Below are 14,310 nucleotides of genomic sequence, written 5' to 3'. Positions count from 1 at the left end.
TCAAACCAATAAAATAGAACAAAAAAGATTACATAATATTTATTATGTAATCTTTTTTTCGTATGCAGAAACGACATGATCGAATAATGCTGAACAGACTTTCTGCATCTTTTTATGGATTGAACTTCCCATCGACAATACTTTCACTCAAGGGCCTACGGCCATTCGGTTGTTCTTTATCCTGAAAGCTCTCATGAAGTGCTTTCTTCGTTCCAGGATAGCCGAGTGCAATTACTGCATGCAGCTCGATTTCATCCGGCACATCCAAAACAATACGGGCCTTGTCTTTATCATAGCCACCCACAGCACGCGTCGTAAGACCCAATATTCGTGCCTGCAAAGCAATAGATGCCCAAGCTGCCCCAGTATCAAAGGCATGCGAGCGATTCGGCTCTCCATCAGCTCGAAGCTTATCGGAGGCCAACAATAGAAGCACCGGGACAGAATCAGTCCAAAGTCTGTTGTTCGGTCTGATAAACTCCTCAAATCGTTTCCGCTGCTCTGGTGTCCTGGCGACAATAAAACGCCATGGCTGCAAATTACTTGACGATGGAGCCCAGCGGGCAGCCTCCAGAATTGTATACAGCACATCGTCCGGCACACTACGAGTCTCATAAGAACGTGAGGACCAGCGATTTAAAAACAATGGATTAACCGGGTAATCAGCCTTACGGATAGCGTCAACCTCAGGTAAAATACTTTCTACAAATACAGATGTAGTCATACTTGATCTCAGCCCTTTCTCTCATTCCGTAAATTAAAAAAGAGACCTCCTGTATAAGGAAGTCTCCGAAAATACGGTCGACTAGTAGTTTTAAATCACAGTAATCGTATGTGATTAATAATTTAATGTTATCAATCGGAATTAAAAGTGTCAATGGAATTTTTAATTGACAGCTCATCAATGGATTGTTATATTCTTATTAATCATATCGGAATAATTATTTATCATCATTTCTTAGAAGCTTTTGGTGTTTCATAACAGGTTTGGACACCGTTAAAACGGAGACATAGATATCCCTTTTATTATTTTATTTCGTATTCTTTTAAAAGAAGGAGTGAACTGTATGGGAAATGCCGTTGTTGTGAAGAAGGATTTTCGGATTGATCTTGAAAACGAGTTGTTTATTCGTGGAGAGGTTACGCTTGTTGAGGATCAGATTAAAAAACCGGTTTTGGTGATCAGCCACGGGTTTAGAGGCTATAAAGATTGGGGATTTTGGCCTTATGTTGCAGCTTGGTTTGCAGAACGCGGATTTTACGTAGTACATTTTGACTTTTCGCGTGTGGGTGCCCTGAACAGTGGAGCCGACGAGGCTTCCGTTCAAAAGCTGAGTACAGTGTCCAGAGAATTATCTGATTTGGATGCTATACTGGTTAATCTAAGAGAGCACAAGCTGCCTTTAGGTGAGCAAGCCGAAACAGAACGTATCACTCTGCTTGGGCATAGCAGGGCAGGTGGAAGCAACATCATCTTCGCTGCCGAGCATTCTTATATTGGCTCAGTTATCGCCTGGAACGGCGGACCTCCTCCTAAGGCAGCTGCCGGCAACCCTAACCCCTTTATTAATGCTGATGTGGAGCATAACAAGCAAAGATACGATACGACTCGTCTTCTTGCTTCTCTTACAGCTCCAGTGCTTATTATCCAGGGAGGCAAGGACCGGGAAGCTTTGCTTGAGGGACAGCAACTATTGAAGGAAGCAGCTCCAAATCACACCTATGTCAGCATACCCGATGCGGATCATTCTTTTGGAGGAGAGCATCCATTTCACCACACAACCCCGTATCTGGAGGAAGCATTAGAGGTTACGCATAGCTTTATAACAAAGCATTACTAAAATGTTGATTAATTGATATTTTTAAAAATGGCTGACTGGAACACCAGAAGCATGGACTTTAAGTCCATGCAAATTTTATGTTATAACGAGAGGAAGGATTAAATGATGAAAGCAGATATTACGTTTGACGAAGCTTTGGTGAATGTTAATTTGATGGGGACTGACCAGAAGCAAATACCTTTTTTACTAAATGCGCTTAAGAAGAACACATTAACCGTATCCAATATAGAAAAGCCTCTTGTAAAAATTGATTTATTCGACTCAGAAGCTTTTCTTTATTCACTCGACGGAAACAAGTATCGTATTCCTATATTTTGAAAGCTGGCTTATGATAGATGAGCTTGAGTCGTGACGGATTCAAAAAAAGATTACATAATAATTATTATGTAATCTTTTTTTGTTCTATTTTTGTTCGTATGGAGGAATCTATGGATATCTATGGTATGGTAGGAGTAGCTATTGTAATAAACGGACCAGGCAGTTGAAATCCGTATAGGCTAGCTGTATATTTTAAACAACATGAATCTCAAACAGCTTGAGGTTCCCTGACAATAATCAGAGATTGGAGCCGTTTCATGAGTTATAGCAATTTGGAAGATTGCATCATTGATTTAGAAAAGAACGGACATTTGATCCGTATTCAAGAGGAAGTCGATCCTTATCTGGAAATGGCTGCGATTCATATGAAAGTATATGAGGCGGGCGGCCCTGCATTGTTGTTTGAAAATGTGAAGGGCTCGAAATTCCGGGCGGTATCCAACCTTTTTGGTACCATAGAGCGCAGCAAGTTTATTTTCCGGGATACGTGGGATGCTGTACAGAATGTAATGACTCTACGTAATGATCCAATACAAGCATTAAAGAATCCACTTGCCCACATCAATACCGGACTTGCAGCCTGGAAAGCTCTTCCTATGAAAAAATCCGAAAGCTTACCAACTGGCTTCCAAGAAATCAGCATATGTGACCTGCCGCTCATACAACACTGGCCGATGGATGGAGGTGCTTTTATCACCTTGCCTCAAGTGTATACGGAGGACCCGGATAAACCGGGAATTATGAATTCCAATCTGGGTATGTACCGTGTGCAGCTGAGCGGCAATGACTATGAGATGAACAAGGAAATTGGTTTGCATTATCAGATTCATCGCGGTATTGGCATCCATCAGGACAAGGCGAACAAACAAGGAGTCCCTTTAAAGGTAAGCATCTTTATAGGTGGACCTCCGGCACATACCTTATCAGCAGTCATGCCCTTGCCGGAGGGGTTAAGTGAGATGACCTTCGCCGGATTGCTTGGAGGGCGCCGGTTTCGCTACAGCTATGTTGAAGGACATTGTATTAGTCTTGATGCTGATTTTGTCATAACCGGAGAAATTCATCCGGGTGAAACGAAGCCAGAGGGCCCTTTTGGCGACCATTTGGGGTATTACAGCCTGACCCATCCATTTCCGCTAATGAGAGTACATAAAGTGTATGCGAAGACCGATGCGATCTGGCCGTTCACTGTCGTTGGTCGTCCGCCGCAGGAGGATACGGCATTCGGAGAACTGATCCATCAGTTAACAGGTGATGCGATCAAGCAGGAAATCCCTGGTGTGAAGGAGGTTCATGCTGTTGATGCCGCCGGTGTTCATCCCTTGCTTTTTGCAATCGGCAGTGAGAGGTATACGCCCTATCAATCAGTGAAGCAGCCTACCGAGATATTGACTATCGCCAATCGTATTCTGGGAACCGGACAGCTGAGCCTGGCCAAGTATTTATTCATTACAGCTGAAGAGCAGCAGCCTGTGGATACGCATCATGAAGTGGGTTTTTTAACATATATCCTGGAGCGAATTGATCTGCATCGAGACATACATTTTTACACGAATACTACAATCGATACGCTTGATTATTCAGGCACCGGGTTAAATAGCGGCAGTAAAGTCGTTATCGCAGCATATGGAGATGTCAAAAGGGAATTGTGCAGAGAGGTGCCCGAAGCTCTGCAGCAATTAAATGGGGGAGGGCAGGCACACTTGGTGATGCCAGGTGTCGTGGCGCTTCAAGGGCCTAAATTTATCGATTATGCCCATGAGCAGTTGTACTTGCAACAATTGTGTGAGGCTATTCAGGCAAAGGGAGCTATTCCGTCATGCCCGATGATTATTTTGTGTGACGATAGTCCGTTTATGAGCGCGACCATCAACAATTTTCTATGGGCGACATTCACACGCAGCAATCCTGCCAAGGACATTTATGGTGTGAACAGCTATTATGAGAACAAACATTGGGCCTGTGACAATATGATTATTGATGCCCGGATTAAGCCGCATCACGCACCGCCGCTCATAGCCGATCCAACGGTTGAGAAGAACATCGAGCGTTTTTTTGCCCAGGGTGCCAGTTTGGCTCAATTTAGTTCAAGGTAAGCTCAAACACTTGAACAGTCTCGGCTTTTGGGAAACGTTCAGATGGTTTATACTGATATAGAAATGAGTTTGTACGAGCTGGTAAACCTTATCCAAGCAGATGGCTGCGAAGACCGTTTTGCTTGGCAAAACATGAGGGAGGATTGTATTTATGGAAAATCGTAAATTTGGACAAACCGGACAACAATTTCCCATTCTTAGCTTTGGGGCCCAACGTATTGTCGATGAGCACAATTGTACCGAAGAGGAAGCGATCCAGATTGTAAACAGAGCCATCGATGAAGGCATTACCTACTTTGATACCGCTCCGATTTATTCTAAAGGACAATCCGAGGAGAGGCTTGGGTTAGCTTTGGGCAGCCGCAGATCCAAGGTGTGGATTGCAACGAAGACGATCGACAGAACACGCGACGGTTCCTTGCGCTCTATCGAAGCCAGCTTGAAACGGCTGCAAACGGATCATGTAGAGGAATGGCGTCTGCATGATGTAAGAACGATGGAGCAGCTTGAGCAGTGTTTTGCCAAGGACGGTGCCCTGCAGGCTTTAATTGAGGCGAAGGATCAAGGAATTATCAAGCATATTAGCATAAGCGGACATACGAATCCGAATGTACAGCTTGAAGCTATTGAACGATTCCCGTTTGATAGCGCACTGGTGGCCTTGTCTGCCGCGGATCATTTTATTTACAGCTTTGCTGAGGAATTTTTGCCAAAAGCGAACAAAAAAGGCATGGCCATTATCGGGATGAAAGTTATCGGTCTCGGAAGACTTGCTCAGTGGTACGAAAAAGCACTGCGTTACACATGGTCGCTGCCGATCTCGACAGCCATAATCGGAATGGAATCGATGGAGCAGTTGGAGAACAATTTAAAAGTCGCCAAGAGCTTTGTGCCGATGACCGACTTGGAGCGGCTTGAATTTTTCAAAGAAATTATCCATATGGCCAACCCGGATGTGCTGCGTTGGAAGGCCAAGGATTGGAGCAATAAGGAAGAGTGGGCTGAACGTCTCTAATCCAGTTCGGATAATCGTTCGCAGCTTAGCATAAAACAAGAAGTCCCGTTGATTCCTCGTCGGGACTTTTTGTTGTGTTCTACAGCCATTACATTCATAATTTGCTCTGACCGCTAGTAACCTTTAAACTATAGAAGGTTGTACATACAGAAAAGGAGTTGAACGAAACTGGAAAGTACCTGGATTGCTATTATTCTTGGAATTGTTGAAGGGCTTACTGAATTTTTACCTGTATCATCTACAGGGCACATGATTTTAACAGCAGACCTCCTGAATTTCGTTGGAGAAAAAGCAAAAACCTTTGAGATTGTCGTACAATTAGGAGCTGTGCTGGCAGTCGTAGTCTTGTATTGGCGCAAATTAATAGACATCCTGCGTGTTGGCTTTGGACGACGGGGCTCACAGTCCCGATTGAACCTCATCCACATTGGCTTGGCTATGCTCCCGGCCGTCGTTATTGGCTTGGCGCTGCACAGTACGATCAAAAAATATTTGTTCGGACCCTCAACTGTGCTCATTAGTCTCATTGTCGGAGGACTTCTGTTAATCGTTGCTGAAAAAGTAAAGCGTGCCATTACCGCAGATACGGTTGATCAGATTACCTACAAGCAAGCTTTAGGGATCGGTTTTTTTCAATGCTTGGCTCTGTGGCCGGGATTCTCCCGCTCAGGCTCTACGATTTCCGGAGGAATGCTGCTTGGAACGAGCAAAAAGGCGGCAGCTGAATTCACTTTTCTCGTTTCCGTTCCAATGATGTTCGCCGCTACAGGTCTTGATTTATATAAAAGCAGAGAGTTTTTGTCGATGGATGACTTTGGAATGTTCGCAATCGGGCTAGTAACCGCATTTATTGTGGCATTAGGCGCAATCGTAACCTTTTTAAATTTGATCAAAAGACTGCAATTGACCTGGTTTGCTTACTATCGTTTTGCGTTGGCCATTTTGTTTTATTGTTTCGTTATTAGATAGTTTATCAGGCAATGGAGAGACCGTCCTTTTTCGAGGGCGGTTTTTCCTATTTTCGGTTATTTTAGGACTCCTCACCGGATTCAAAATCAGCTATAGTAGTACATAGCCATATTGGTTTTCCTTGTAATGACCATTTGAAGAAAAGAGGCAATCTAATGAATCATAACGACCCCAGCCACTACGAATATCCAAGTGCAATTCAAAAGCGTATAGATGAGCTGCTGCAGCTTAATCCGCCGCTGACCGCACGAGATGACCTGCAAAGCTATTGGCAAACAACCTTAGACACATTTAAAACAAAACCATTAAACGGACAGCGTGAACAACAGTCAAGCCCGCAGCCTTATATTGACACGTATCGGGTTACATATGAAGGCTTTGATGACACACCGATTCATGGCTGGTATCTGATACCGAAGTTCGCGAAGCAGGATCATCAAGCAAAGCTTCCTTGTGTCGTCATCTATCAGGGGTACAGCGGCGGAAGCGGCTATCCGGAGGCTTACAGTCAATGGCTGCTGATGGGAATCGCCGTATTTGCCGTTGATGTTCGTGGGCAAGGGGGAGAAACAGGCAATCAGCTCCCCCAATCGTTCGGGATGACCAAGGGCTGGATCACACAAGGTATTTTGGACAAGGACACGAGTTATTACAAAGCAATTACGATTGATAGTCTGAAAGCGGTAGATTGGGTAAGTGAGCAGCCGGAAATTGATTCCACCAAAATTGCCATCGTCGGAGGCAGCCAAGGAGGTGGGTTGGTGCTCATTACAGCGGCTTTAAGTGATAAGCCCACAGCGGCAATTGCCAATATTCCGAACATGTGCCATATGGACCATGGCTTGCTGCATTCAACAGGCTCCCTCACGGAAGCGGCTACATTCATCGCCCAATTCCCGGATAAATTAAATCAGGTACTGGAAACACTCAGCTATTTTGATATGTTAAATATGGCGCACCAGATCAAGATCCCGATTATGATCTCGGTTGGACTCAAGGACACCGTTTGTTTGCCGGAAACGATATTCCCTGTATACAATCGAATACGCAGTGAAAAGCAGCTCCATACGTATCCGTTCACCGGACATAGCGTAGTAACAGGGCATAATCGTCTCATGCTCAATTTTATAGAAGAAAAATTACTTAACGATACTAATCATTAATGACATGAAAGCTCCAGACCTTTGGCGAGAACAAAGGAACTGGAGCTTTTTTAAATTGGCAATTCTAAATAAAAGTTGTAATTAATATATGTATGCGATATATTGCATATAACAAAAGACGGAGGATGATGTCTATGCCGGTACCGCAAAATTTTTCTTCACCTATTCGCATGTCAGCCAAAGAACGCGCGTTATCCCAAATTCAAAGATGGATTATTGAAGGGACACTTCTCCCTGGGGAAAAGCTGCTCGACGCAGAACTGGCAGAATCTCTTGCCGTCAGCAGAACGCCGATCCGGGAAGCCTTTCAGCTGCTGGAGGTGCAGGGACTTGTTGAAATGCATCCTGGCAAGGAAACGAAAGTAACGACGATTCAAAAGGATGATATATTGAAAATGTATCCGACGCTGGCAGCGCTTCATGCTCTGGCCGCGGAATTTACATCGGCACTCATATTAACGCAGCATATTGAGCAGCTTAAACAATTGAATCAACAATTTGCTCAGGCGATCGAGCAGGGGCAGCCTTATCAGGCGATGGAGCTGGATGAACAGTTTCATAATCTGATAGTGGAGCTATCGGACAATAGCTACATTTCTTCCTTTAGCGCATCGCTTCAAATTCATATTAGAAGGTTCAAGTATGTGTTCCTGAAGCAGCCCATCACGGCAACGATGGCTTCCGTCAAGGAGCATGCGGCTATAGTCGAAGCGTTGGAAAAGCAAGATTCGGCAGCCGCCTCCGCGATGATGAAGCAAAACTTGATAAGACCTATGCAGGAACTGTACGCAATTATTTAATTTGGAAAGGGTGAAAGGTGATGTCTGACAAAAAAGATTTGAGAATTCGCAGCAAGGTGATCAGTGAGGGAGTTAACCGGGCACCAAACCGTGCCATGCTGCGTGCTGTTGGCTTTACGGATGAGGACTTCAAGAAGCCGATGATCGGCGTAGCCAGTACGTGGAGCGAGGTAACTCCCTGTAATATGCACATCGATCAATTAGCTGTTCAAGCCAAAAAGGGAGTGCAGGCGCATGGCGGAGCGCCTTTGATTTTTAATACGATCACGGTATCGGACGGTATTTCGATGGGACATGAGGGTATGCTGTTCTCACTGCCGAGTCGTGAGGTCATCGCCGATTCTATTGAAATTGTTACGAACGCGGAGCGTTTTGACGGACTTATTGCAGTGGGAGGATGCGATAAAAACACCCCTGCCTGCCTAATGGCTATTGGCCGCATCAATGTACCTGCCGTATATGTGTACGGAGGAACGATTCAGCCTGGGAAGCTGGATGGCAAAGACATTGATATTGTCAGCGCATTTGAAGCGGTTGGGCAATATCACGAGGGCAAGATTAATGATGAACAGCTGCATGCCGTGGAGTGCAACGCTTGTCCAGGACCGGGGGCATGTGGAGGCATGTATACAGCGAATACGATGGCTGCTGCCGCCGAGGCTTTAGGAATGAGCTTGCCCGGATCATCCTCCACACCAGCTATTTCTCCAGATAAAGCGCTGGAGTGTGCGAAGGCCGGGAAAACTGTGATCGAGCTGCTGGAAAAGGGGATTACACCAAGAGATATTATGACAAAGCCAGCATTCGAAAATGCGATAACGGTTGTAATGGCGCTGGGCGGCTCTACCAATGCAATTCTGCATCTATTGGCGATAGCCCATTCCGTACAGGTCGATTTAACATTGGACGATTTTGAACGAATCCGGTTACGAGTGCCGCATCTTGCTGACCTGAAGCCAAGTGGAACGTTTGTCATGCAGGATCTGAACGATATCGGTGGTGTTGCCGGAGTCATGAAGCTGCTGCTGGAGCAAGGTCTTCTCCATGGGGATTGTATAACCGTAACGGGCAAAACCTTGGCCGAAAATTTGGCTGAAGCCGCACATTTGAATGTCAATCAGACGATTATTCGTCCTTTTGATAACCCTTTGAAGCCGAATGGTCCATTGGTTGTGCTTCGCGGCAACCTGGCACCGGATGGTGCCGTAGCCAAAATGTCAGGTCTTAAAAAGCTGCGCTTTTCCGGGCCTGCGCGTGTTTACAATGGCGAGGAAGAGGCAACAGCAGCTATCGTGAACGATGAAATACGCAAAGGGGATGTACTCGTCATCCGATACGCTGGACCCAAAGGAGGACCGGGAATGCCTGAGATGCTTTCTGTCACTGCGTTGATCATTGGCAAGGGGCTGGGCGGGGAAGTGGCGTTGCTAACCGACGGCAGGTTCTCGGGAGGCTCTCATGGTTTTGTGGTTGGCCATATTACCCCGGAAGCGCAGGTTGGCGGACCTATTGCTCTCCTAAAAGAAGGAGATATCGTGACAATTGATAGCGAGACACAGGAGATGACGTTCGAGATCAGTCCAGAGGAGCTGGAGCAGCGTCGACGAGCGTGGATTCAACCACCACTTAAAGTCTCTTCCGGAGTTCTTGTAAAATACGCGCGCCTCGTCTCTTCGGCTTCACTGGGTGCGGTCACGGATTTGGTGGATTAAATGTAAGCAGGGCCTAAGTCAAATTCACATGACTTGGGCTTTTTTTTATTGACTAAATACCCAAAAACTCGCCAAACATGAGAAGCATCATGTATACTGGATGGATATCCAAAATATGAACCGAACCGTATAAAGGTCTCGATGTTAGGAGCCAGTCTGCCAATGAACCAGCAAGATGCAAAATTAAGAATATTATTGACGGCCAAGGAGTTGTTTGCCAAGCAAGGTTTTGATGGAACCAGTGTGAGACAAATTGCGGTGACCTACACCAAGAAAGCAAGCCGTCCTAGGCTGCAAACACTCTGTAAGAAAAAATCCTTAAAACCGAGGGACTGGCAGTTTAAAGAAACATTTTTTGCTAGAAGAAGCGATGACGGGTTGAAAGTCGATGTAGACAGGCAGCTAATATAAGTATTTAGGGTGTTGGAAAGAATATGGCTAACGGGTAGCTTAGCGAACTGGGGAATGAAGGAATTAAGTAACATAACCTCGAACTATAAAAGAGTAACATACTAGTAGCTTCTAGGAAGGAAAGGTGAACTAAATGTTAGCCAAGATTATCAATCTAATTCCTAGAGATATTCTAGTTTTTCTATATAAACATACTCCATTCCAAAGATTTAAGAATTGGGTCGTGTATCGAACACAGCACCAGTTTCTTGTTGCTGTGCTTGGTATTTTTACAAACGAAGCTGGGCAAATATTAATATTAAATCATACTTATCGAAAGGAGCCCTGGGGGATACCAGGAGGGTGGATGGAATTAGAGAATCCGGAAAGTGGTTTAAAAAGAGAAATAACTGAAGAAACAGGGCTTAGTGTAGAAATAACAGGGTTGGCAAGAGCAATTTATAATCAAAATCCCAATCGAGTGGACTTGATATTCAAAGGAAAAGTGATTGGAGGAACATTTACTCCCTGCTCAGAAATCTCTGAAATCTGTTATTGTAATATTGAAAATTTGCCGGATGGATTGCCTAATGCACAAAAAATACTTATAAAAAATATACTTAATCAAGTTTAATACTATTAGGCACCCATGAAAATTAACTTCGATTACACCGTAAAAAGACAATACTGAAAAGAGACGGCTCATTCACTTTTTAAAAAGGAGCAGCGCCTGGGATATGGATGAACCGTAGGTCAGGAGACTTCCGAAATGCTCATGTTATAACCTAAGTTTTCTAGTCTTCGAACTGGATTTCATATAATAGATGTTTGTTTTGTTAATCAAAAAAGTCTACTAAGTAGTATTTATATCGCGATAGACGTTTTTTACATTCATCAATGCGAGTAGCATTAAAGAAGGGCATGGAATACGAAAGAGAGGTAATATTTAACACTAAGATAGTGGTCTCATATTCCATTGAAAGATGAGAAGGGACTTTTTATAGGTATATCAAAGGAGTCGGCTACTTCGACTACAGCGGCCGGCTACGACGACCTTGGTCTTCAAGAAGAATTTCGAAGAAGCGATTGAATTTTCACTAAAGTCATTCCATACAATTCCATAACAAGTTTAGCTTTTTGTGAAACTTGCATGCAAAACAATTTTCATAGTTATTTACATCAGTTCAAATTGCTTGATCAATGTCCTTTTCATTTAGAAAAACTTTATAATAGATGCCCAAACTGCAAAAAGGAGGATATTTATGCATTTATTATTTCAAATAGACAACCATTTTCTTGTAGGTTCTCGGGAGGCTCTCATGGTTTTGTGGTTGGCCATATTACCCCGGAAGCGCAGGTTGGCGGACCTATTGCTCTCCTGAAAGAAGGAGATATCGTGACAATTGATAGCGAGACACAGGAGATGACGTTCGAGATCAGTCCAGAGGAGCTGGAGCAGCGTCGACGAGCGTGGATTCAACCACCACTTAAAGTCTCTTCCGGAGTTCTTGTAAAATATGCGCGCCTCGTCTCTTCGGCTTCACTGGGTGCGGTCACGGATTTGGTGAATTAAATGAAAGCAGGGCCTAAGTCAAATTCACATGACTTGGGCTTTTTTTTATTGACTAAATACCCAAAAACTCGCCAAACATGAGAAGCATCATGTATACTGGATGGATATCCAAAATATGAACCGAACCGTATAAAGGTCTCGATGTTAGGAGCCAGTCTGCCAATGAACCAGCAAGATGCAAAATTAAGAATATTATTGACGGCCAAGGAGTTGTTTGCCAAGCAAGGTTTTGATGGAACCAGTGTGAGACAAATCTGTAAGGAGGCGGGTACCAATCTCGGCATGATTTCTTATTATTTTGGTGGTAAGGATCAAATCTTTGAAGCTTTGTTCGAGACCTTTATGCCAATGGATCGAGTTGACAAGATGGTAGATGCCGAGAAGGACGATCCTGAGGTAGAGCTGCGTAATATTATGAGAGAAGTGCTTGCTTTCCGACTAAGGGACCCGGAGATCATCAGTATATTACGGCATGAGACGCATTTGATTACAGCCCGTTTCCTGATTGTCCAAAAGCATATTTTGCCAATGTATGAGAAAATTCGTGATATTCTGAAAAGAGGCCATGATCAAGGGCTGTTCAGCTTTCATTCATTGGATACGACTCTGCTTTTTGTTATGGGTTCGATATTTGCACATTCCAGTCGCAGGAACATTGCCACTGTTGCAACAGAGGATGAGCTGACTTATGAGGATTTACTGGCTGAGCTTACCTGTTATGTGTTGAGAGGTCTGGGCGTGAATACCGATATGAAATAACATGATTTGATCCTGTATTTTTACAATATAACATACGTTTGTTTGATTTATACAAACGTATGTATAATTCTTGTTGACAGTTACTAGAGATGGTTGTATTCTGTTAATTATTAATCATACCGGAATAGTATGATATTAATGGATAAGAAGGGCAGGCACTGTATGAGCAAACGAATTGGATTGAATTTAATCGAGCATAGCTCCCCGACTGGGGCAACTTATTTGTGGACTCATCCGGATGATCATACGGACCGATATAAAGATTTATCGTACTGGGTTGAGCTGGCTCAACTGCTCGAACGTGCCAAATTCGATACGGTGTTTTTTCCGGATGCACTCGGCGTCCTGACCACCTATCAGAACAGCAGCGACGTAGCTGTGCGTGAGGCAATGAGTGTACCGAAAAACGATCCGACCTATTTCATTCCAGCGATGGCTTCGGTTACAAGTCATTTGGGTTTTACCGTAACATGTTCCATTACTTACGATCATCCTTATTCACTCGCTCGTAAGATGACGACGCTTGATCATCTGACAGACGGTCGCATTGCCTGGAACGTGGTTACCTCAAATTTGAAGAGCGCTGCTTTAAATTTTGGCCTGACAGACCAGTTGGACCATGATGTGAGGTATGACCGGGGAGACGAGTTTCTTGAGGTCTGCTACAAGCTATGGGAACGCAGTTGGGAGGACGATGCGGTAATTCGTGACCGACAGGCTCGCATTTATACCGACCCATCGAAGGTGCACGATATTCAGCACGAAGGTAAATTTTTCCGTGTACCGGGCATTCATCTATGTGAGCCTTCTGCGCAGCGGACTCCGGTTTTGTTTCAGGCAGGCTCATCGGAACGAGGCAGGGAATTTGCTGCCAAGCATGCAGAATGTATTTTTCTGAATGCCATTACGTCCGAGGAAACAAAGTTCCTGACCGCTGACATTCGCAGGCGTGCCGAGCAGTTGGGACGCGATCCGAAAGGTATCAAGTTCTATCCCAGGCTGCTTCCCGTTATGGGTACAACCGAAGAGGAGGCTAAGGAGAGGCTTGCCGATTATTTATCCCATGTTAGCACCGAGGGCACACTGGCTCTGGTTTCTTCATGGACCGGTATCGATTTGTCTGCCTATAAAGAAGAGGAGTTGCTGCAGTTTTTGGAAAAAAGAGGGAGTGGAACCCAGCATACAGCGGATTCCTTGCACCGGTATGACAAGGACAAAAAATGGACACTCGCGGAACTCGCCAAGCTGTTTGCTTTCGGAGGCTTAGGGGGTGTAACGGCGGGCACACCGGAGCAAATTGCCGATTACATGGAACGTTTTATCGATGAAACGGATGTGGACGGCTTTAACATCTCGTACATGGTCAGACCCTCGGGCATTGTGGAATTTGCTGAGCAGGTCGTTCCGATTTTGCAAAATCGCGGTCGTGTGCAAACCGAGTACCAGACAGGTACTTTGCGCCATAAGCTGTTCGGTTCAGGCAATCAATTGCCAGCTGATCATCCAGGTAAACAAGTACAATTATTTTCCATAAATTAACTTATACATACGTTTGTATAATTTTAATTGACAGAATTTTATGCATCCCTTATATTGATATTAATTAAATCGCATCGAAATACTTGGAATAAAAAATAAATAGAGAGGAGATCGATGAAAGCTGATCATGATCAG

General features: G+C 44.4%; 13 protein-coding genes and 1 pseudogene. 13 read left to right on the top strand and 1 reads right to left on the bottom strand.

Going from position 1 to position 14,310, the window contains the following annotated elements; all coding sequences use genetic code 11:
- Nucleotides 1-112 precede the first annotated feature (112 nt).
- Nucleotides 113-724, bottom strand: a complete 612-nt coding sequence (locus LRL21_RS36440) for a nitroreductase family protein (protein WP_240420716.1) — start codon at nt 722-724, stop codon at nt 113-115.
- Nucleotides 725-1,067: 343 nt separating this feature from the next.
- Between LRL21_RS36440 and LRL21_RS36435 the strand changes: the two genes are divergently transcribed.
- From LRL21_RS36435 to LRL21_RS36375, 13 genes and pseudogenes are all read left to right on the top strand, one after another.
- Entirely contained in the window at nt 1,068-1,841 is a 774-nt protein-coding gene (locus tag LRL21_RS36435; RefSeq protein WP_240420715.1) for an alpha/beta hydrolase family protein, read from the top strand.
- A gap of 102 nt (nt 1,842-1,943) precedes the next feature.
- A complete protein-coding gene (locus LRL21_RS36430; RefSeq protein WP_240420714.1) occupies nt 1,944-2,159 on the top strand; it encodes a hypothetical protein in 216 nt (71 codons plus the stop codon).
- A gap of 257 nt (nt 2,160-2,416) precedes the next feature.
- Entirely contained in the window at nt 2,417-4,255 is a 1,839-nt protein-coding gene (locus LRL21_RS36425) for a UbiD family decarboxylase (protein WP_240420713.1), read from the top strand.
- Nucleotides 4,256-4,406: 151 nt separating this feature from the next.
- Nucleotides 4,407-5,270: an aldo/keto reductase gene (locus LRL21_RS36420; protein WP_076234095.1), complete on the top strand. Its 864-nt coding sequence runs from the start codon at nt 4,407-4,409 to the stop codon at nt 5,268-5,270.
- A gap of 168 nt (nt 5,271-5,438) precedes the next feature.
- Nucleotides 5,439-6,239, top strand: a complete 801-nt coding sequence (gene bacA / locus LRL21_RS36415) for an undecaprenyl-diphosphate phosphatase (protein ID WP_240420778.1) — start codon at nt 5,439-5,441, stop codon at nt 6,237-6,239.
- A 155-nt stretch (nt 6,240-6,394) separates the two neighbouring features.
- On the top strand, nt 6,395-7,402 hold the full coding sequence (locus LRL21_RS36410) for an acetylxylan esterase (RefSeq protein WP_240420712.1): 1,008 nt from the start codon (nt 6,395-6,397) through the stop codon (nt 7,400-7,402).
- Nucleotides 7,403-7,536: 134 nt separating this feature from the next.
- Nucleotides 7,537-8,202 (top strand): GntR family transcriptional regulator, encoded by a 666-nt coding sequence (locus LRL21_RS36405; protein ID WP_240420711.1) that lies wholly within the window; start codon nt 7,537-7,539, stop codon nt 8,200-8,202.
- Between the two features lie 20 nt (nt 8,203-8,222).
- The gene (gene ilvD, locus LRL21_RS36400) at nt 8,223-9,914 is read left to right on the top strand and encodes a dihydroxy-acid dehydratase (RefSeq protein WP_240420710.1); all 1,692 of its coding nucleotides are present in this window, start codon (nt 8,223-8,225) and stop codon (nt 9,912-9,914) included.
- A gap of 162 nt (nt 9,915-10,076) precedes the next feature.
- A complete protein-coding gene (locus LRL21_RS36395) occupies nt 10,077-10,325 on the top strand; it encodes a TetR family transcriptional regulator (RefSeq protein ID WP_240420709.1) in 249 nt (82 codons plus the stop codon).
- 133 nt (nt 10,326-10,458) lie between these two features.
- A complete protein-coding gene (locus tag LRL21_RS36390; protein WP_240420708.1) occupies nt 10,459-10,938 on the top strand; it encodes an NUDIX hydrolase in 480 nt (159 codons plus the stop codon).
- Between the two features lie 666 nt (nt 10,939-11,604).
- A pseudogene (locus LRL21_RS36385) lies at nt 11,605-11,877 on the top strand (dihydroxy-acid dehydratase); the annotation flags it as partial.
- Between the two features lie 162 nt (nt 11,878-12,039).
- A complete protein-coding gene (locus tag LRL21_RS36380; RefSeq protein ID WP_240420707.1) occupies nt 12,040-12,636 on the top strand; it encodes a TetR/AcrR family transcriptional regulator in 597 nt (198 codons plus the stop codon).
- Nucleotides 12,637-12,798: 162 nt separating this feature from the next.
- On the top strand, nt 12,799-14,175 hold the full coding sequence (locus LRL21_RS36375; RefSeq protein ID WP_240420706.1) for an LLM class flavin-dependent oxidoreductase: 1,377 nt from the start codon (nt 12,799-12,801) through the stop codon (nt 14,173-14,175).
- Nucleotides 14,176-14,310 lie beyond the last annotated feature (135 nt).

It is taken from the genome of Paenibacillus periandrae, from assembly GCF_022458865.1.
In the GTDB taxonomy this organism is placed as follows: Bacteria; Bacillota; Bacilli; order Paenibacillales; family NBRC-103111; genus Paenibacillus_S; species Paenibacillus_S periandrae.
This window is presented reverse-complemented; position numbering and strand designations above follow the sequence as displayed.

Bases quoted from the DNA above. Each gene is read 5' to 3' on its own strand.
- LRL21_RS36440 (WP_240420716.1), bottom strand. From the start codon at position 724: ATGACTACATCTGTATTTGTAGAAAGTATTTTACCTGAGGTTGACGCT.
- LRL21_RS36435 (WP_240420715.1), top strand. From the start codon at position 1,068: ATGGGAAATGCCGTTGTTGTGAAGAAGGATTTTCGGATTGATCTTGAA.
- LRL21_RS36430 (WP_240420714.1), top strand. From the start codon at position 1,944: ATGATGAAAGCAGATATTACGTTTGACGAAGCTTTGGTGAATGTTAAT.
- LRL21_RS36425 (WP_240420713.1), top strand. From the start codon at position 2,417: ATGAGTTATAGCAATTTGGAAGATTGCATCATTGATTTAGAAAAGAAC.
- LRL21_RS36420 (WP_076234095.1), top strand. From the start codon at position 4,407: ATGGAAAATCGTAAATTTGGACAAACCGGACAACAATTTCCCATTCTT.
- LRL21_RS36410 (WP_240420712.1), top strand. From the start codon at position 6,395: ATGAATCATAACGACCCCAGCCACTACGAATATCCAAGTGCAATTCAA.
- LRL21_RS36405 (WP_240420711.1), top strand. From the start codon at position 7,537: ATGCCGGTACCGCAAAATTTTTCTTCACCTATTCGCATGTCAGCCAAA.
- ilvD (WP_240420710.1), top strand. From the start codon at position 8,223: ATGTCTGACAAAAAAGATTTGAGAATTCGCAGCAAGGTGATCAGTGAG.
- LRL21_RS36395 (WP_240420709.1), top strand. From the start codon at position 10,077: ATGAACCAGCAAGATGCAAAATTAAGAATATTATTGACGGCCAAGGAG.
- LRL21_RS36390 (WP_240420708.1), top strand. From the start codon at position 10,459: ATGTTAGCCAAGATTATCAATCTAATTCCTAGAGATATTCTAGTTTTT.
- LRL21_RS36380 (WP_240420707.1), top strand. From the start codon at position 12,040: ATGAACCAGCAAGATGCAAAATTAAGAATATTATTGACGGCCAAGGAG.
- LRL21_RS36375 (WP_240420706.1), top strand. From the start codon at position 12,799: ATGAGCAAACGAATTGGATTGAATTTAATCGAGCATAGCTCCCCGACT.